Here is a 17,079-nt window from a genome sequence, read left to right as displayed (position 1 = left end):
GGAGTGGGCCGCACCCTCACTCCCGCGGCGTCTCGCCGCGAAACAGCGCGCCATGCCGCTTCATCACATCAGCGATGCGATCGGCCACCGCATGCACCGCCGGCTCGTGCCGTTCCTCATGGTGGCTCACCAGCCACTGGTCGGTTTCCAGCTCCTGGATGGGCGAGGCCACGCGCACCAGCCGCGGATCGCTGTCGCCCACAAAGCAGGGAAAGACCGACAGACCCGCCCCGCCGGCCACCAGTTCGCGCACGCTCATCGCGTCATTGCCGCGCACCGCGATGCGGTCGCCATGCCGGGCCTGCATCCAGCGGGCGGCATGGGTCTGGCCGCCCTCGCCGGTGACGCCGACGAAATAGCCGGCCTTGATGCCGTTGATGAGGTTGAGCCCGGAATAGATGGCATAGGCCACCGTGCCGATCAGCCGTCCGGCCAGCCACTGCTCGGTGGGCCGCTGGTTGCGGATGCCCAGATCCGCATTGCGCCGGCCGATATCGACCTTCTGCATGGCGGTGACGAATTCGACGGCAAATCGATCCTCCACCGTCCAGATGTCCCCGATATGGCTGGCCACGAAAGCCGAGGTCCAGGAGCCGGCAGACAGGCGCACCACGCGCGCGCCGACAGCGCCTTCCTTCCAGCGCTTGAGCGACAGCATGGCCGCCTCGACATCCTCGGCCCGCTCAAGCAGGTCCTCGCCCGCCTGGGTCAGCCGATAGCCCGATTGGCTGCGGTGAAACAGCGGCTCGCCCACCTGCTTTTCCAGCGCCGTCACCCGCCGGCCCAGGGTCGCGGCGCTGAGGCGGGTCGTCTCGGTGGCGGCGCTCAGCCCGCCCAGCCGTGCGACGTCGAGAAACAGCCGCAGATCGTCCCAACTGAAGTCCATTTTTCATTTCTGCAAAGTGCCTTGCAGTCTCGACTATAGCGAAAGCGCCGCAAAATGGGCAAGTATCGCTCAGCAGCGCCCAGATGGCGCCGCGATGCAAAGCAGATACCGCCAGACCTGAAAATCCGAAACCGCCGGTTTCGGCGGCGGCTCCGCTTTGCCTCTAGCCAAGGAGACGCAAGATGTTCGAACCCCTGACCCGCAAATTCATCGACTGGCGCCTGCTCCGCGTCGCCATCCGCAAGCTGCGTCGGCTCGACGATCGCCTGCTGGCCGATATCGGCACCGAGCGCGACGACATCGCGCAGTTCGTCGCCTGTGGTCCTTGCCCCTGAGGAGGCTGAAATGACTGTGTCCAAAAAACGCATTCTGGGCCGTTCCGGCATCAAGGTGAGTGCAATCGGCCTGGGCTGCTGGGCCATTGGCGGGCCCTTCACCCTCGACGGTCGTCCCGATGGCTATGGTGACGTCGACGATGCCCAGTCCACCCGCGCCATCGAGTTGGCGCTCGATCTGGGCGGCACGCTGTTCGACAGCGCCGATGCCTATGGCACCGGCCACAGCGAGACCGTGCTCGGCCATGCCCTCAGGCATCGCCGGGCCGAGGCCGTCATCGCCACCAAGTTCGGCTATACCTATGACGAAACGACCAAGGCCCTGCTCGCCACCGATGTGAGCCCGGCCTATATCGACTGGGCCTCGGCCCAGTCGCTCAAGCGCCTGCGCACCGACTATATCGATCTCTACCAGATCCATGTCGGCGACCTGCCCGACGACGCCGCCGACGCGGCCGGCGAAGCGCTGGAGCGCCTTGCCGAGCAGGGCCGCATCCGCGCCTGGGGCTGGAGCACCGATGATGCGCAAAAGGCCGCGCGCATGGTCAGGTTCCCCCATTTCACCGCCATCCAGCAGGAACTCAACGTTTTCAGGGATGGTCCCGATGTGCTCGATCTCTGCGCCCGGGACAACCTGGCGAGCCTCAATCGCTCGCCCCTGGCCATGGGCATGCTGACGGGCAAGTTCTCTGCGTCGTCGCGCTTGCCCGGGGACGATGTGCGGGCGGCCGGCCATTCCTGGGTGCGACACTTCCACGATGGCAAGCCACGCCGTGAATATGTGGCGCGCGTCGAGGCCATTCGTGATTTGCTGACCACTGGCGGCCGCACCCCTGCGCAGGGGGCGCTCGGCTGGATTCTGGCCCGCTCGCCCCACACGCTGCCCATTCCGGGCTTCAAATCCGAAGCCCAGGTCCGTGAAAATCTCGGCGCGCTCGCCTTCGGCCCACTGCCCCCTGATGTCATGGCCCAGATCGACGCCATTTTGGACAAGGATCTCGCGCATGCTTGAAACGGTCGCGACCGAAACCCGACTCGCCGCAATCAGGCTCACGCCTGAGCTCCTGCGCCGACCCGACAACGCCGCCTGAAACGGAGAATAGACATGCAAATCAATACTCTTGGCACGTTTGGCCCGGTCAGCCGCCTCACTTTGGGCGGTGGTGGCATCGGCCAGGTCTGGGGCCCAACCTCCGAGGACGACGCGGTGGCGACGCTTCGCCACGCCGTCGACAATGGCATCGATCTCATCGATGCGGCGCCTGGCTACAAGATCTGCGAAGCAATGATCGGCCGCGCCTTCGAAGGCAAGCTGCCGCCCGGCGTCCGCGTCACCACCAAGCATGGCCTTGGCACCGTGCCCGCGGATGAGGTCTATCCCCGCCTGCGCCGCTCGCTTGAAGCCAGCCTCAAGGATATGCGGCTCGAACGGGTCGACATGATGCTGCTGCACAGCGAAATCCGTCCCGATGACTTCCAATACCCCGCCGGCCAGCCGCCCCGCGACGAACGCTCCACCGCTTTGTCGCTCTATCGCGCCGCCGTCCGCCCGGCTTTCGCCCGGCTGGTGGAGGAAGGACTGATCGGCCATTGGGGCATTACCGGCATCAACCATGCCGCCGCCACCATCGAGGCCCTCTCGGAAGGGTCCCGCCCTGCCGCGGTGCAGGCCATCGCCAACTTGCTCGATAGTCCCGGCGAAATGAACGGCACCGGCCTCGCCCCACGCCCGCGCGACGTCATCGCCGCCGCGCAGGCCAATGGCGTCGGCGTCATGGGCGTCCGCGCGGTGCAGGCCGGTGCGCTGACCTCGGGCCTCGACCGGGCGGACAATTCCCCGACCTCGGAGGACTTCCGCCGCGCCGCGCCCTATCGTGCCCTCTGCGCCCAATGGGGCGAGGACCCGGCCATCGTGGCCCATCGCTACGCTCTGGGCATTGAGGGCGTCGATACCCTGGTGCTGGGCGTCAAGAACGTCGCCGAGCTCGATGCCGCCCTGCTGGCCGAGCGGCGCGGCCCCCTCGATGCCGAGCAGCGCGCCGCCATCGAGGCGCTGGGCCTGCGCTGACAGCGAAAGGGCCGCCCCATCAAGGAGCGGCCCTGTTCATATCCGGTTGGATTTCGTTCAGAAATCAGAGCTGGCTGATGCAGACCGAGGTCGTGCCGCGATTGCGGAAGCCCAGCTTGGTGGCCGCAGCCTTGGAAAGGTCGATGATGCGGCTGCCGTGGAACGGCCCGCGATCGTTGATGGTGACCTGGACCTCTTCGCCGGTCCGCTGGTCAACGACCGAGACCTTGGTGCCGAAGGGGAGGGAACGATGCGCCGCCGTCATGGCGTTCTCGTTGAAGATTTCCCCTGACGCGGCCCGTTTCCCGTTGAAACCGGGACCGTACCAGGAGGCGCCGCCGCATTGGGCATAGGCTGCAGTGGAAAGGGTGAGGAAAGCTGCAGCAACTGCGGCGACGGAAACGGCTTTTCTAATCAAACTCAGACACTCACTTCAGTTATGGTGAGTGCTCACTAGCGGGCCGTGCCGGCCACAATGTGCCCATGCTGGCCACATCAGGCCGGACCTGGGCCTGTGTTGCGCTTATGCTGCAGCAGTTGCGGCAATATTTCCGCCCTGTTGCTGAACCGATCGGCACAACTGAAGAAAATGAATCCGCGATCGCGCGATTCCGTAGCAGCGCGCAGCAGCGATCGGCCCGATGCTGGATTCATCTTGCCCGCTGTGGCCATGACGTCACAGTTCCCCGGCAACTGTCCCAAAATCGTACATTGCGGGTGGTTCCGCAGGAAATCTGGACCATGAGGCGGCCGTTTTCGGCCGATTGTGGCGCGATTGCGGCGGCTCGATCGGGCGGGGACCGGCTGGCCGGGCACCCCCGCGGAAATGTCATGGCGCCCCCGCCGGTGCATACCGGCGCACTTTCGGTGCCGGCGATAACCCTTTGCCAATGACTTCGGAGTCAGACTTGCCGCGCTTAGGACGCAGGCAATGACATTTCTATTTCCCCATCGGCCCGGCGCGCCGTCTGCGACAGCAGCGGCCCGACGGGACGAGCATCATGGCATCAGGACGATCGGCCGGCTGGTAGTGCTGTGCGCGGTCGGTCTGGTGGTTGCCGCCGTGCTGCTGATCGGCACGGCCTTGCAGGTCATGCGCAGTCTCGACGACGCCGATCTCGCCAACGAGCGCCTGCGCGCTGCCAATGCCATTGACGCCATGGTGACCATCCACGGCGCGCTGACCGACGAGCACGTCATTGCCCTCGGCAAGGTCGCCGGCCTGTCCAACGCCCACCTCTCGGACAGGCTCGAAACCGATTCCAGGCTCCAGCAGGTCCCGCTCCTCGCCGAGCAGGGCCCTTCGGGCAGCTACCTCACCTGGACGCGCTCGGACCTGGCCGAAAGAACCTTTCGCCAGTTTGCGCCCGTTCGTCTGCCCATCATCGGGGGCATGCTGCTGCTGGTGCTGGGCGTCATGCTGCAACTGCGCCGCGTGGTCGCCGATATCGAGCGCCAGCGGCAACTGGCCCATCGCCAGTCCCGCAGCGACGTGGTGACGGGGCTGGCCAATCGGCTGGCCTTCGAGACCGCCCTCGATGACCTGGCCCGGACCGCGACGCCCTTCGCCATTCTCATCCTCGATCTCGACCGCTTCAAGGACATCAACGACGCCTTCGGCCATGCCGCCGGTGACGAAGTGCTGCGCACCGTCGGGGCCCGCCTGTCGCGCCTGCTCTATCCCGCGGACCTGCTGGCGCGGCTGGGTGGCGACGAATTCGTCTTGCTCTGCACTAGCCGGCCCACCCGGTCGGCCCTGGCCGCCCTGGCGCAGCAATGCATCGCCGCGATCGAGCAACCGATCGAGCTTGAGGGCAGGGCAATGCGGGTCGGCGTGAGCCTGGGCATCGTCCCCGCCGGGGCGCTGGGCCTGCCGCCCTCGACGCTGATGGGGGCGGCCGATGCCGCGCTCTACCGCGCCAAATCGGTCCCGGGCAGCACATTCCGCTTCGCTGGCGATGACGCGAGCCCGACTATGGTCGTTCCGGAACTGCTGGTCACAGCCTAGGACCTATTCATTTTTGAATGAATTGCCTGCAGTCATGGGCAAAAGCAAAACGTGGATGATTGGGCTAATTTCTCCATCACAGAGAAAGGAACCACCCATGACCAACCTCGCCCCCCTGCAACCCGCCAACGCTCCCGATACCAATGCGCGCCTGCTGCAGCGCCTCGAGGGCGGCGTCATGCTGGCCCTGGGCATCATCGCCTATGCCTGGCTGGGTCAGTCATGGCTGACATTCGGCATCCTGCTGCTGGCGCCCGACCTCGCCATGCTGGGCTACCTGCGCTCCACCGCCGTGGGAACGCTGACCTATAATCTTGCCCATACCTATGTCGGGCCCGCCCTGCTGGCTTTGCTGGGTCTCGCCACGGGTCCCCTGGCCTTTGGCCTCGCCGCCATCTGGACCGCCCATATCGGCGTCGACCGCCTGCTGGGCTACGGCCTCAAGCTCGACTCCGGCTTCGAGCACACCCATCTGGGACCCATCGGCAAGGCGCGCCGCGCCGAGACAGCGACGCGCTGACCTTCAGCCCTTCGCCACCCGATAGTCCATATGGGTGGCGAAGCGGGTGGCGCGGGCGCCGATGGGTTCGAGAATGGCGTTCAGCCCGTCCCACAGGCGCTCGCCCCGCTCCAGGATCACTGGCGCGATCTGCAGGTGCAGCATGTCGACCGCGCCCGCATTGAGATAGTGCCGCAACGTACTGACGCCGCCGGCAATGACGACATTGCGGTCGCCGGCCACCTGCTTGGCCCGCGCCATTGCCACCTCCGGACCTTCGGTCACGAAGTGAAACACCGTGCCGCCCTCCATCTCGATCGGCGGCTTGGCATGGTGCGTCAGCACGAAGACCGGCGCATGATAGGGCGGGTTCGGCCCCCACCAGCCCTTCCACTCGTCTTCCCAGGCATCCGGCCCCGGCGCGGCGAACATGTTCCGCCCCATGATGAAGGCGCCATAATTGCAGATGGCGTCGATTTCGGCCCGGTTGTTCTCGGCATCCTCGAACATCCAGCGATGCAAATGCTCTGGCTCGACCGTACCAAACGGCCGCTCCCGGCTCTGGTTCAGTCCCGTGCCGAAGCCATCGAGCGATAGCGTCATGTGCGCGTCTACGCTAACCATCTTGCATCCTCCAATTAACTTAAGTACATGCTTAAGTGATGGCGAACGACCCGTCAAGATTGCTCGGGCGATCGCAGCATGTCGAAATCGACCCATCCCGCCCGTCAGGGATGTATCGCAACTCTTCTTGACCGGTAATCCATGACCATTGACCTTCAGACCACCCTCATCATCGTCGCCCGCCTCCTGATCGGCGGTGCCTTCCTCGTTGCCGGCCTGCGCAATATCAGTGCCATTAACGGGCTTGCCGGCTTCATCGGGTCACGCGGGCTCCCCCTGCCGCGTTTGGCCGCCATCGCCGGCGTCGCGCTGGAAATCGTCGGTGGCGCACTGGTCGCCATCGGGCCCTTCGCTCTTTATGGCGGCATCGGCCTCGCGGTCTTCTGCATCCTGGCCACGCTGATCTTCCACAATTTCTGGGACTATCAGGGCGCCGAGCGCGTCAATCACCTCAACGCCTTCATCAGCAACACCGCGCTCACCGGCGGCTTCCTGCTGGTCGTGGCAACCCTGTGACGAAATCGGCGCTCAGGCCTTTGGCCGCGGCGTCAGGCCATACAAAAACAGCTGTTCGAGATAGCGCGCAGCGTCCTCGAACCGGCCTTCGCCATTGCGCCCCGACCCCAGTACCGCCCGCACCTGCACGTCAAAGTCGGCATAATGCTGCGTGGTCGCCCAGATCGAGAAGATCAGGTGATAGGGATCGGTGCGGGCCAGCTTGCCCTGGTCCATCCAGGTCAGCAGCACCTTGGCCTTTTCGTCGACCAGGTTCTTGAGATCCACCTCGATCATCTCGATGATGCGTGGGGCGCCCTGCAGCATCTCATTGGCGAACAGCCGGCTCTCGCGCGGAAAGTCGCGCGCCATTTCCAGCTTGCGGCGGATATAGGAGCGGATCTCGGGGAAGGGATCGCCATCGGCATCCATGCTCTGCAGCGGCGCCAGCCAGGTTTCGAGCAAGGCTGCCATCAGCCGGCGGTGGATCTCTTCCTTGCGGGGAAAGTAATAGAGCAGGTTGGGTTTGCTCATCCCGGCCACTTCGGCGATCTGGTCGATCGTCGCGCCGCGGAAGCCATGCACCGAAAACACCTCAAGCGCCGCCTCGAGAATGACGTCCTGCTTTTCGCGCTGGATGCGTGTCAGCGGGCGCGGCTTGGCATGCGGATGCGCCGCTGCCTTGGCGTCGGCCTTGTGCTGGCGCTTGGGGGTGGCTGCAGGATCGGCACTTTTCACTTTGGTCGGCGGCATTTTCGCCTTGCTAGAAAGTTTGGGAGTGCTAACATTTTTCCAACTGGTCAAAATTTCCGGACTTAACGGTCCCGCGTCAAGAGCCAAATGACAGGCCAGAGCAGAATCAATGGGAGCCAGACCGTCGTGTCCAATTCAAATGCCGTGGTGCCGAACGACCTGAGCGCCTTCTGGATGCCCTTTACGGCAAATCGGCAGTTCAAGAAATCCCCGCGCATGTTCGTTGCCGCCAAGGACATGCACTACACCACCAGTGACGGCCGCCAGGTGCTCGATGGCACGGCTGGCCTGTGGTGCGTCAATGCCGGCCATGCCCGTCCCAAAATCGTCGAAGCCATCGCCAGGCAGGCCGCCGAGCTCGATTATGCTCCCGCCTTCCAGATGGGTCACCCCAAGGCGTTCGAGCTGGCCAACCGTATCGTCGATGTCGCCCCTGATGGCATGAACCATGTGCTGTTCACCAATTCGGGTTCCGAGTCGGTCGAAACTGCGCTCAAGGTGGCGCTGGCCTATCACCGGGTGAAGGGCGACGGCGCCCGCTCCCGCCTCATCGGCCGCGAGCGCGGCTATCACGGCGTCAATTTCGGCGGCATTTCGGTGGGTGGCATCGTCACTAACAGAAAGATGTTCGGTACGCTGCTGACCGGCGTCGACCACATGCCGCACACCCATAACCTGAGCAAGAACGCCTTCTCCAAGGGCCTGCCCGAGCATGGCGTGGAACTGGCCGATGAGCTCGAGCGCATCATCACCCTGCATGATGCCTCGACCATCGCCGCCGTCATCGTCGAGCCAGTGGCCGGCTCCACCGGCGTGCTCATTCCGCCGGCAGGTTACCTGCAGCGCCTGCGCGACATCACCAAGAAGCATGGCATCCTGCTGATCTTCGACGAAGTCATCACCGGCTTCGGGCGTTTGGGTACCCCATTCGGCGCCGATTATTTCGGCGTCACGCCCGATATCATGGTCACCGCCAAGGGCCTGACCAATGGCGTCATCCCCATGGGCGCTGTGCTGGTCTCCTCCGAGATCCACGATGCCTTCATGCAGGGCCCCGAACACGTCATCGAGTTTTTCCACGGCTATACCTATTCGGGTAATCCCATCGCCTCGGCGGCGGGCCTGGCCACGCTCGAAACCTACAAGGAAGAGGGCCTGCTCACCCGCGGCGCCGAACTGGCCCCGATCTGGCAGGATGCGCTGCATTCGCTCAAGGGCGAACCCCATGTCATCGACATCAGGAATATCGGCCTTGTCGGCGCCATCGAGCTTGAACCCATTGCCGGCCAGCCAACCAAGCGCGCCTTCTCGGCCTTCCTCAAATGCTTCGAGACCGGCTACCTGATCCGCACCACCGGCGACATCATCGCCATGTCCCCGCCGCTCATCGTTTCTGAGTCGCAAATCGGCGAACTGATCGACGGCGTGCGCACCGCCCTGCGGAGTATCGACTGATGAACACCATCGAAAACGCCGTTGCCGGCAAACGCTATGTCTCCTCGGGCCGCCGCGTGCCGGTCTTCAATCCGGCCACCGGCGAGGTCTCGGCTGAACTGCCGCTCTCGACGATGAGCGAACTCAACGACGCTGTTGCTTCGGCGAAAAAGGCGCAGGTCGCCTGGGGCAATACCCCGCCGATGAAGCGCGCCCGCGTCATGTTCAAGTTCAAGGCGCTGCTCGATCAGTATGCCGATGACCTGGCCCGCGAAATCTCGCGCGAACACGGCAAGGTGCATGATGACGCCCTTGGCGAAGTCGCCCGCGGCATCGACTGCGTCGATTTTGCCTGTGGCATCCCGCAGCTATTGAAGGGCGAATTCAGCCGCAATGTTGGCCCGAGCATCGATTCCTATTCCGATCGTCAGCCGCTGGGCGTCGTCGCCGGGATCACCCCGTTCAACTTCCCGGCCATGGTGCCGATGTGGATGTATCCGGCCGCCATCGCCTGCGGCAACGCCTTCATCCTGAAGCCCTCCGAGCGCGATCCCAGCGCCTCCATGCTGGCCTGGAACCTCTTCATGGAGGCCGGCCTTCCCGAAGGCATCCTCAATATCGTCCATGGCGACAAGGAAATGGTCGACGGCATTCTCGATCACCCCGATATCAAGGCGGTCTCCTTCGTCGGCTCGACCCCGATTGCCGAATATGTCTACCAGCGGGGCACCCGCGCCGGTAAGCGCGTCCAGGCCCTGGGCGGCGCCAAGAACCACATGGTCATCCTGCCCGATGCCGATCTCGACCAGGTCGCCGATGCGCTGATGGGCGCCGGTTATGGCTCGGCGGGCGAACGCTGCATGGCCATTTCCGTTGCCGTGCCGGTCGGCAAGGAAACCGGCGATGCGCTGGTCGCCAAGCTCAAGCCACGCGTCGAAAGCCTCAAGATCGGCCCGGCCACCGACAAGGACGCCGAAATGGGTCCTGTCGTCACCAAGATGCACCGCGACAAGATCGTCGGTTACATCGACGCTGGTGTGGAGCAGGGCGCCGACCTCGTTGTCGATGGCCGCGGCTTCACCCTCCAGGGCTATGAAGGCGGCTACTATGTCGGCGGCACCCTGTTCGACCACGTCACGCCAGACATGACCATCTACAAGGAAGAAATCTTCGGCCCTGTGCTCTCTGTGGTCCGCGCCGACACCTATGATGCGGCGGTCAAGCTCATCAACGACCACGAATACGGCAATGGCACTGCCATTTTCACCCGCGACGGCGACGCCGCCCGCGAATTTGCCGACAAGATCGAAGTGGGCATGGTGGGCATCAACGTGCCGATCCCGGTTCCCGTCGCCTATCACTCCTTCGGCGGCTGGAAGCGCTCGCTGTTTGGCGATCACTCCATCTACGGCCCCGAAGGCGTGCATTTCTACACCCGCCTCAAAACCGTCACCACCCGCTGGCCCGCCGGCATCAAGGGCGGCGCCGAATTCTCGTTCCCCAGCGTCAAATAGGACTGTTGCCCATGTCTGCCCCAGGAGAAAACCTTCGCATCAATGGTGATCGGCTCTGGGACAGTCTCATGGAGATGGCCAGGATCGGTCCGGGCATCGCTGGCGGTAACAACCGCCAGACCCTGACCGACGAAGACGGCGAAGGCCGCCACCTGTTCAAGCGCTGGTGCGACGAGGCGGGCCTCACCATGGGCGTCGACCAGATGGGCACCATGTTCATGACCCGCCCGGGCACCGATCCCGATGCCCTGCCGGTCTATGTCGGCAGCCACCTCGATACCCAGCCCACCGGCGGCAAATATGACGGCGTACTCGGGGTGTTGTCGGCGCTCGAAGTCGTGCGCTCGCTCAATGACATGGGCATCAGGACCAAACACCCGATCGTTGTCACCAACTGGGCCAACGAGGAGGGCGCCCGCTTCGCCCCCGCCATGCTGGCCTCTGGCGTCTTTGCCGGCGTCCACACCCAGGACTATGCCTATTCCCGCAAGGACCAGGAGGGCAAGACCTATGGCGACGAACTCGCCCGCATCGGCTGGCGCGGCGAGGAAGTCGTCGGCGCCCGCAAGATGCACGCCTATTTCGAATACCACATCGAGCAGGGCCCCATCCTCGAAGCCGAAGGCAAGCAGATCGGCGTCGTCACCCACGGCCAGGGCCTGTGGTGGCTCGAATTCACCCTGACCGGCCGCGAAGCCCATACCGGCTCGACCCCGATGAACATGCGGGTCAATGCCGGCCTCGCCATGGCCCGCATCCTCGAAATGGTCCAGGCCGTTGCCATGGACCACCAGCCCGGCGCCGTCGGCGGCGTCGGCCAGATGAAGTTCTCGCCCAATTCGCGCAACGTGCTACCGGGTACCGTGGTGTTCACCGTCGACATCCGCTCGCCCGAATTGGCCAAGCTCAATGCCATGCGCGAGCAGATCGAAAGCAAGGCACAAGAAATCTGCCAGCATGCTGGTGTCGGTTACGCCATGGAAGCGGTGGGCCATTTCGACCCCGTCGCCTTCGACCCAACCCTGGTCGCCCGCGTCCGCAAGGCCGCTCAAGACCTCGGCTACAGCCACATGGACATCATCTCCGGCGCCGGCCACGACGCCTGCTGGGCCAACAAGGTCGCGCCCTCGACCATGATCATGTGCCCCTGCGTAGGCGGCCTGAGCCACAACGAAGCCGAGGATATCTCCAAGGAATGGGCGACGGCAGGGGCCGACGTGCTGTTCCATGCGGTGGTGGAAACCGCCGAAATCGTGAACTGAAGGATCAGCCCATGGCCAGCAAAGTCATCAAGAACGGCACCGTCGTTACCGCCGATCTCACCTACAAGGCCGATGTCCTAATCGACGGCGACACCATCGTCGAGATCGGCCCGAACCTGAGCGCCGATGAAACTCTCGACGCCACGGGCTGCTACATCATGCCGGGCGGGATCGACCCGCATACCCATCTCGAAATGCCCTTCATGGGCACCTATTCGGCCGATGATTTCGAATCCGGCACCCGCGCCGGGCTCTCCGGCGGCACCACCATGGTGGTCGATTTCTGCCTGCCCAGTCCCAACCAGTCGCTGCTTGAAGCCCTCCAGATGTGGGACAACAAGACCAGCAGGGCGAGCGCCGACTATTCCTTCCACATGGCCATCACCTGGTGGGGCGAACAGGTCTTCAACGAGATGGCCGATGTCGTCGATCGCGGCATCACCAGCTTCAAGCATTTCATGGCCTACAAGGGCGCGCTGATGGTCAATGACGACGAGATGTTCTCGTCGTTCCAGCGCTGCGCCGATCTGGGCGCCCTGCCGCTGGTCCATGCCGAAAACGGCGATGTCGTCGCCGCAATGACCGCCAAGCTGCTCGCCGAAGGCAATAATGGCCCCGAGGCGCATGCCTATTCCCGTCCGCCGGAAGTCGAGGGCGAGGCCACCAACCGGGCCATCATGATCGCCGACATGGCCGGGGTACCGCTCTATGTCGTGCATGTCTCCAGCGAGCAGGCGCATGAAGCCATCCGCCGCGCCCGCCAGAAAGGCATGCGCGTCTATGGCGAGCCGCTGGTGCAGCACCTGACGCTCGACGAAAGCGAGTACTTCAACCCCGACTGGGACCATGCCGCCCGCCGCGTCATGTCCCCGCCCTTCCGCAACAAAAGCCATCAGGATTCGCTCTGGGCCGGCCTGCAGTCGGGCTCTCTCTCGGTTGTCGCCACCGACCATTGCGCCTTCACCACCGCGCAGAAGCGCAATGGCATCGGCAATTTCTCCAAGATCCCCAATGGCACTGGCGGGCTTGAGGATCGTCTCCCCGTGCTGTGGACCGCAGGTGTGAACACAGGTCGCCTGACCATGAACGAATTCGTGGCCGTGACCTCCACCAACATCGCCAAGATTCTTGGCCTCTACCCCAAGAAGGGCGCCGTCCTCGTCGGTGCCGATGCCGACCTCGTGGTGTGGGACCCCAAGCGCTCCAAGACCATCGCCGCGGCCAACCAGCAATCGTCCATCGACTACAACGTGTTCGAAGGCTTCCAGGTCACCGGCCTGCCGCGCTTCGTGCTGAGCCGCGGCAAGGTGTCCATCGTCGAAAACGAGATCAAGACCGAAGAAGGCCATGGCAAGTTCGTCGGCCGCGAGGCGAAGAACCCGGTCAATCGGGCGCTCAGCCAGTGGAAAGACATCGTCGCGCCGCGCAAGGTGGAGCGATCTGGCATTCCGGCCACGGGGGTGTGACCTGTTTCTGCGATGGCTCTCGGCCCACCTTGTGACGGTATATGTTGGCTCGCTCGTGATTGTCGCGGGTACCGACGTGCTCGCATTTGGCTGGCCGACCGGCTTGGGAGGCATAGGCAAATGGTTAGGTGGCTTCATGATTTTCTTTATCATTGGCATCCTGACCTTGCCCATATGTCTTGGGCTTCGCTTTGTCATAGAACGACTTGGACAGCGCAACCTGCCTACGGCGACCGTCGCCGGAACGCTGGTGGGCTTGGCAATCATCCCGGTGCTGCAGCCAATGTACCCCGACATTTCAATGACAACGATGCCGGTCGGCTTGCTCCTCGTGCACGTGCTTGCGGGTTGCGCAGGCGGGCTTGCATGGTACGTCACCGAACTGTCTCAAACACCGCGCCCGCAGCGCACGGTATAATTTAGTCGAGGGCACGCATTTGACGTCTGTGGTATCTGCCGAACATCTCGGCCTCACCTTCAAGACCAATGATGGCGACGTCATTGCCCTCAGCGACGTCAACCTCACCATCAACAAGGGCGAGTTCGTCTCCTTCATCGGTCCTTCCGGCTGCGGCAAGACCACCTTCCTGCGCACCATTGCCGATCTCGAGCGGCCCACTTCGGGCACGCTCACCATCAATGGCCAGACACCCGACCAGGCCCGCAAGTCCCGGGCTTATGGCTATGTGTTCCAGGCGCCGGCGCTCTATCCCTGGCGCACCATCGAAAAGAACATCGCCCTGCCGCTCGAAATCATGGGCTATTCGCAGACCCAGCAGGCCGAGCGCATCAAGCGCACCATGGACCTGGTGAACCTCTCCGGCTTCGAGAAGAAATACCCTTGGCAACTCTCGGGAGGCATGCAGCAGCGCGCCTCCATTGCCCGCGCTCTGGCCTTCGATGCCGACCTGCTGCTGATGGACGAGCCCTTTGGCGCGCTCGACGAAATCGTCCGCGATCACCTCAATTCCGAACTGCTCAAGCTCTGGGACGCGACGAAGAAGACCATTTGCTTTGTCACCCACTCCATCCCCGAGGCGGTGTACCTCTCGACCAAGATCGTGGTCATGTCGCCCCGCCCGGGCCGGGTGACGGATGTGATCGAGAGCAATCTCCCCAAGGAGCGCCCCCTCGATATCCGCGAGACGCCGGAATTCCTCGCCATTGCCGCGCGGGTGCGCGACGGCCTGCGCGCCGGGCATTCCTATGAGGAGACGGTGTGATGCGCGCCTTCCTCCTCGGCCTGGTCGCATCCCTGGCTGCATTGCTGTTTTCAGGCACCGCCGTGGCTCAGTCGTCGAGCGACAAGGCCAGCGACGGCGCGTTCACCGGTATTGCGCTCATCACCGACGATCCCAATTGGCACGAGCTGTTCCAGCGCCCCGAGACGCCGCATATCAGTGGCGTCGATAGATTGGCTGGCGGCGAGCGGGGCACGCTGGCCATTATCTTCAGCAATGCCGAACCGCGCGATGGCATGGTCAGCATCGTCTGCGACGTCACGGTCTTTGATCCTGCCGGTTCTCGGCTGATTGTCGATTCGGGCCCTTGCTACGACGGGCCTTATGCGGGTCCCAATATACTCCATCCGACGCTGCTTGATCTCAGCTTCGGCATCGGTGAGGACGAGCCTGAAGGCAAAGCCGGGTTCAAGGTGACGCTGCGCGATGTGCATTCCGGACGGGAAGTCGATCTCGAGGTAGGCTTCACGCAGGGAGGCGCGCCATAAAACGCACCCTGCCCATAGCAATCGTCCTGCTGGCCATCGTCGCCATCTGGTACGCCGCTGCCATCGGCATGAATGCCCAGTGGCAGAACGACGTCTATCGCCGCGGCGACATTGCCAATGTCTCCGCCACCCAATTCGTCCTCGATACGTGGAACCAGGAAAAGCCCGTTCTACCCACCGCCCACCAGGTGTTCGGCGAATTGTGGAACGCCACCGTTCTGGTCGCACCCAACAAGCCGCGCAGCCTCGTCTTCCACGCCTGGGTCACCTTCTCGGCCACGGCGCTGGGCTTCCTCATGGGTTCGGTGCTCGGCATCGGGCTGGCTGTGCTGATCGTCCATAACGAGGCGATAAACCGCTCGCTGATGCCGTGGATCGTGGCCAGCCAGACCATCCCCATCCTGGCGCTGGCGCCGCTGATCGTGGTCATCGGCTTCAATATCTTCACGGGCACTTTTGGCATCCCGACCGATCCGGCGCGGCTTATGAGCAAGGCGATCATCTCGGCCTATCTCAGCTTCTTCCCCGTCGCGGTCGGCATGGTCAAGGGCCTGCGTTCGCCCGAGGCCATCCAGCTAGACCTGATGCACACCTACAATGCCTCGCCGAGCCAGACCTTCTGGAAACTGCGCTGGCCCGCGGCCATGCCCTTCCTCTTCGCCTCGCTCAAGGTCGGCGTGGCGGCGAGTCTCGTCGGCGCCATCGTCGGCGAATTGCCGACCGGGGCGGTCGCCGGCCTCGGCGCGCGGCTGCTGGCCGGATCCTACTACAGCCAGACCGTGCAGATCTGGGCGGCGCTCTTCGCCGCTTCGATCCTTGCGGCTTTGCTGGTCATCGCCGTCGGCGTGGTCGAACGCCTCGTCAATCGCTCCATGGGGGCGCGTCCGGCATGAGCCAGCTGCAATTCTTCCTTGCCCTTGTCGCCGGTGGTCTCTCGGCCGCCGCACTGGCCTTGAGCGTCGTCACCCCGCTGGAGACCGCCCTGCTGCTCAAGGCCTTTCTGGCGCTGGGCTTCCTGTCGCTCATCCGCTTCTATCGGCCATTCGGCCTTTGGGCCGACGGCATTATCGCGGTGCTCGGCGCCGTTGCGGTACTGCTGAGCATTGGCGTCATCGCACCGACGCCGCCCTTCTTCTGGATGGCGCTGGTCGCCGCCTGGCTGTTTGCCTGGCTGTTCGTCGAACGGCTCAGCACGGCGCTGGCGCCGGGCCTGGCGGACAGTGCCGGCCTCGGCCTCATCATCCCGGTGGCCTTCGGCCTCACCATTCTGGTCGCCTGGGAGGTCATCACCCGCGCCGGCAACGTGCCGCAGGTCATCCTGCCGCCGCCCTCGATGATCGGCGCGCGTATCGCCGCCTCGGTCCCCACCCTGCTCGCCGATTTCCAGCAGACCTTCCTCAAGGCCGTGCTGATCGGCTACGCGCTCGGCTGCGGGCTCGGCTTTGTCGTGGCCATCCTCATCGATCGCTCGCCCTTCCTCAAATCGGGGCTCCTGCCGCTGGGCAATTTCGTCTCGGCTTTGCCTATTGTGGGGGTCGCGCCCATCATGGTCATGTGGTTCGGCTTCGACTGGCCATCCAAGGCGGCGGTCGTGGTCATCATGACCTTCTTCCCCATGCTGGTGAATACCGTGGCCGGCCTCAATGCATCCTCCGCCATCGAGCGCGACCTGATGCGCACCTATGCCGCCGGCTATTGGCAAACCCTTATGAAGTTACGGCTTCCCGCTGCGGGCCCCTTCATATTCAACGCCCTCAAGATCAACTCGACTCTGGCCTTGATCGGCGCAATCGTAGCGGAATTCTTCGGGACGCCCATTGTGGGAATGGGTTTCCGGATTTCTACCGAAGTCGGCCGGATGAATGTCGACATGGTATGGGCCGAGATCGCGGTGGCGGCTGTCGCGGGCTCGGTCTTTTACGGGGTGATCGTCCTCATCGAAAGGGGCGTCACCTTCTGGCATCCGTCTGTGCGTGGTGCATAGACGATGCCGAACTCAGGGAAAA

At 63.9% G+C, this 17,079-nt stretch carries 19 protein-coding genes; 15 read left to right on the top strand and 4 right to left on the bottom strand.

Annotated features, from left to right (window positions below; all coding sequences use genetic code 11):
* Positions 1-16: 16 nt before the first annotated feature.
* Positions 17-886 carry a LysR family transcriptional regulator gene (locus tag IH615_RS01680; protein ID WP_291359301.1) on the bottom strand — a complete coding sequence of 290 codons (870 nt, stop codon included), beginning with the start codon at positions 884-886 and terminating at the stop codon, positions 17-19.
* A gap of 182 nt (positions 887-1,068) precedes the next feature.
* Between IH615_RS01680 and IH615_RS01675 the strand changes: the two genes are divergently transcribed.
* The 3 genes from IH615_RS01675 (at position 1,069) to IH615_RS01665 (ending at position 3,289) form a co-directional block, all read left to right on the top strand.
* Positions 1,069-1,221: a DUF1127 domain-containing protein gene (locus IH615_RS01675; RefSeq protein ID WP_291359299.1), complete on the top strand. Its 153-nt coding sequence runs from the start codon at positions 1,069-1,071 to the stop codon at positions 1,219-1,221.
* Between the two features lie 10 nt (positions 1,222-1,231).
* Positions 1,232-2,233 (top strand): aldo/keto reductase, encoded by a 1,002-nt coding sequence (locus tag IH615_RS01670; RefSeq protein WP_291359297.1) that lies wholly within the window; start codon positions 1,232-1,234, stop codon positions 2,231-2,233.
* 93 nt (positions 2,234-2,326) lie between these two features.
* Positions 2,327-3,289, top strand: coding sequence for an aldo/keto reductase (locus tag IH615_RS01665; protein ID WP_291359295.1), 963 nt, complete (start codon positions 2,327-2,329; stop codon positions 3,287-3,289).
* Positions 3,290-3,353: 64 nt separating this feature from the next.
* Here IH615_RS01665 and IH615_RS01660 read toward each other — a convergent pair whose 3' ends face one another.
* A complete protein-coding gene (locus tag IH615_RS01660; RefSeq protein ID WP_291359293.1) occupies positions 3,354-3,707 on the bottom strand; it encodes a septal ring lytic transglycosylase RlpA family protein in 354 nt (117 codons plus the stop codon).
* Between the two features lie 513 nt (positions 3,708-4,220).
* On the opposite strand from IH615_RS01660, the gene IH615_RS01655 reads away from it, so the two are divergent.
* Both IH615_RS01655 and IH615_RS01650 read left to right on the top strand, forming a co-directional pair.
* On the top strand, positions 4,221-5,297 hold the full coding sequence (locus IH615_RS01655; protein ID WP_291359291.1) for a GGDEF domain-containing protein: 1,077 nt from the start codon (positions 4,221-4,223) through the stop codon (positions 5,295-5,297).
* A 97-nt stretch (positions 5,298-5,394) separates the two neighbouring features.
* On the top strand, positions 5,395-5,817 hold the full coding sequence (locus tag IH615_RS01650; RefSeq protein WP_291359289.1) for a DUF4260 domain-containing protein: 423 nt from the start codon (positions 5,395-5,397) through the stop codon (positions 5,815-5,817).
* Positions 5,818-5,820: 3 nt separating this feature from the next.
* Here IH615_RS01650 and IH615_RS01645 read toward each other — a convergent pair whose 3' ends face one another.
* Positions 5,821-6,420, bottom strand: coding sequence for a dihydrofolate reductase family protein (locus IH615_RS01645; protein WP_291359287.1), 600 nt, complete (start codon positions 6,418-6,420; stop codon positions 5,821-5,823).
* A 141-nt stretch (positions 6,421-6,561) separates the two neighbouring features.
* Between IH615_RS01645 and IH615_RS01640 the strand changes: the two genes are divergently transcribed.
* Positions 6,562-6,936, top strand: a complete 375-nt coding sequence (locus IH615_RS01640; RefSeq protein ID WP_291359285.1) for a DoxX family protein — start codon at positions 6,562-6,564, stop codon at positions 6,934-6,936.
* A 12-nt stretch (positions 6,937-6,948) separates the two neighbouring features.
* Here IH615_RS01640 and IH615_RS01635 read toward each other — a convergent pair whose 3' ends face one another.
* Complete coding sequence (locus IH615_RS01635; protein ID WP_291359283.1) at positions 6,949-7,668, bottom strand: TetR family transcriptional regulator C-terminal domain-containing protein; 720 nt, start codon at positions 7,666-7,668, stop codon at positions 6,949-6,951.
* Positions 7,669-7,842: 174 nt separating this feature from the next.
* On the opposite strand from IH615_RS01635, the gene IH615_RS01630 reads away from it, so the two are divergent.
* From IH615_RS01630 to IH615_RS01590, 9 genes are all read left to right on the top strand, one after another.
* Positions 7,843-9,123, top strand: coding sequence for an aspartate aminotransferase family protein (locus IH615_RS01630; protein WP_291359310.1), 1,281 nt, complete (start codon positions 7,843-7,845; stop codon positions 9,121-9,123).
* The gene (locus IH615_RS01625; RefSeq protein WP_291359281.1) at positions 9,123-10,616 is read left to right on the top strand and encodes a CoA-acylating methylmalonate-semialdehyde dehydrogenase; all 1,494 of its coding nucleotides are present in this window, start codon (positions 9,123-9,125) and stop codon (positions 10,614-10,616) included. Before IH615_RS01630 ends, IH615_RS01625 begins: the two co-directional genes overlap by 1 nt.
* An 11-nt stretch (positions 10,617-10,627) precedes the next feature.
* Positions 10,628-11,878, top strand: a complete 1,251-nt coding sequence (locus tag IH615_RS01620) for a Zn-dependent hydrolase (protein WP_291359280.1) — start codon at positions 10,628-10,630, stop codon at positions 11,876-11,878.
* Positions 11,879-11,889: 11 nt separating this feature from the next.
* Positions 11,890-13,344, top strand: coding sequence for a dihydropyrimidinase (gene hydA, locus IH615_RS01615; RefSeq protein ID WP_291359279.1), 1,455 nt, complete (start codon positions 11,890-11,892; stop codon positions 13,342-13,344).
* A gap of 31 nt (positions 13,345-13,375) precedes the next feature.
* Positions 13,376-13,762 carry a hypothetical protein gene (locus tag IH615_RS01610; RefSeq protein WP_291359277.1) on the top strand — a complete coding sequence of 129 codons (387 nt, stop codon included), beginning with the start codon at positions 13,376-13,378 and terminating at the stop codon, positions 13,760-13,762.
* Between the two features lie 19 nt (positions 13,763-13,781).
* Positions 13,782-14,567 (top strand): ABC transporter ATP-binding protein, encoded by a 786-nt coding sequence (locus tag IH615_RS01605; RefSeq protein WP_291359275.1) that lies wholly within the window; start codon positions 13,782-13,784, stop codon positions 14,565-14,567.
* On the top strand, positions 14,567-15,073 hold the full coding sequence (locus IH615_RS01600; protein ID WP_291359273.1) for a hypothetical protein: 507 nt from the start codon (positions 14,567-14,569) through the stop codon (positions 15,071-15,073). The genes IH615_RS01605 and IH615_RS01600 overlap by 1 nt, the downstream gene beginning before the upstream one ends.
* A 68-nt stretch (positions 15,074-15,141) precedes the next feature.
* Positions 15,142-15,966, top strand: a complete 825-nt coding sequence (locus tag IH615_RS01595; protein ID WP_366484664.1) for an ABC transporter permease — start codon at positions 15,142-15,144, stop codon at positions 15,964-15,966.
* Positions 15,963-17,057: an ABC transporter permease gene (locus tag IH615_RS01590; protein ID WP_291359272.1), complete on the top strand. Its 1,095-nt coding sequence runs from the start codon at positions 15,963-15,965 to the stop codon at positions 17,055-17,057. Before IH615_RS01595 ends, IH615_RS01590 begins: the two co-directional genes overlap by 4 nt.
* The last annotated feature ends 22 nt before the right edge of the window (positions 17,058-17,079 follow it).

Origin of the sequence: Devosia sp. (assembly GCF_014860165.1) — a bacterium.
Lineage (GTDB): Bacteria > Pseudomonadota > Alphaproteobacteria > Rhizobiales > Devosiaceae > Devosia.
Note: the sequence above shows the minus strand (reverse complement) of the source record. Positions and strands in the feature narration are given on the sequence as shown.

Bases quoted from the DNA above. Each gene is read 5' to 3' on its own strand.
- IH615_RS01665 (WP_291359295.1), top strand. From the start codon at position 2,327: ATGCAAATCAATACTCTTGGCACGTTTGGCCCGGTCAGCCGCCTCACT.
- IH615_RS01675 (WP_291359299.1), top strand. From the start codon at position 1,069: ATGTTCGAACCCCTGACCCGCAAATTCATCGACTGGCGCCTGCTCCGC.
- hydA (WP_291359279.1), top strand. From the start codon at position 11,890: ATGGCCAGCAAAGTCATCAAGAACGGCACCGTCGTTACCGCCGATCTC.
- IH615_RS01620 (WP_291359280.1), top strand. From the start codon at position 10,628: ATGTCTGCCCCAGGAGAAAACCTTCGCATCAATGGTGATCGGCTCTGG.
- IH615_RS01590 (WP_291359272.1), top strand. From the start codon at position 15,963: ATGAGCCAGCTGCAATTCTTCCTTGCCCTTGTCGCCGGTGGTCTCTCG.
- IH615_RS01670 (WP_291359297.1), top strand. From the start codon at position 1,232: ATGACTGTGTCCAAAAAACGCATTCTGGGCCGTTCCGGCATCAAGGTG.
- IH615_RS01595 (WP_366484664.1), top strand. From the start codon at position 15,142: ATGAATGCCCAGTGGCAGAACGACGTCTATCGCCGCGGCGACATTGCC.
- IH615_RS01650 (WP_291359289.1), top strand. From the start codon at position 5,395: ATGACCAACCTCGCCCCCCTGCAACCCGCCAACGCTCCCGATACCAAT.
- IH615_RS01680 (WP_291359301.1), bottom strand. From the start codon at position 886: ATGGACTTCAGTTGGGACGATCTGCGGCTGTTTCTCGACGTCGCACGG.
- IH615_RS01630 (WP_291359310.1), top strand. From the start codon at position 7,843: ATGCCCTTTACGGCAAATCGGCAGTTCAAGAAATCCCCGCGCATGTTC.
- IH615_RS01635 (WP_291359283.1), bottom strand. From the start codon at position 7,668: ATGCCGCCGACCAAAGTGAAAAGTGCCGATCCTGCAGCCACCCCCAAG.
- IH615_RS01655 (WP_291359291.1), top strand. From the start codon at position 4,221: ATGACATTTCTATTTCCCCATCGGCCCGGCGCGCCGTCTGCGACAGCA.
- IH615_RS01625 (WP_291359281.1), top strand. From the start codon at position 9,123: ATGAACACCATCGAAAACGCCGTTGCCGGCAAACGCTATGTCTCCTCG.
- IH615_RS01600 (WP_291359273.1), top strand. From the start codon at position 14,567: ATGCGCGCCTTCCTCCTCGGCCTGGTCGCATCCCTGGCTGCATTGCTG.
- IH615_RS01640 (WP_291359285.1), top strand. From the start codon at position 6,562: ATGACCATTGACCTTCAGACCACCCTCATCATCGTCGCCCGCCTCCTG.
- IH615_RS01645 (WP_291359287.1), bottom strand. From the start codon at position 6,420: ATGGTTAGCGTAGACGCGCACATGACGCTATCGCTCGATGGCTTCGGC.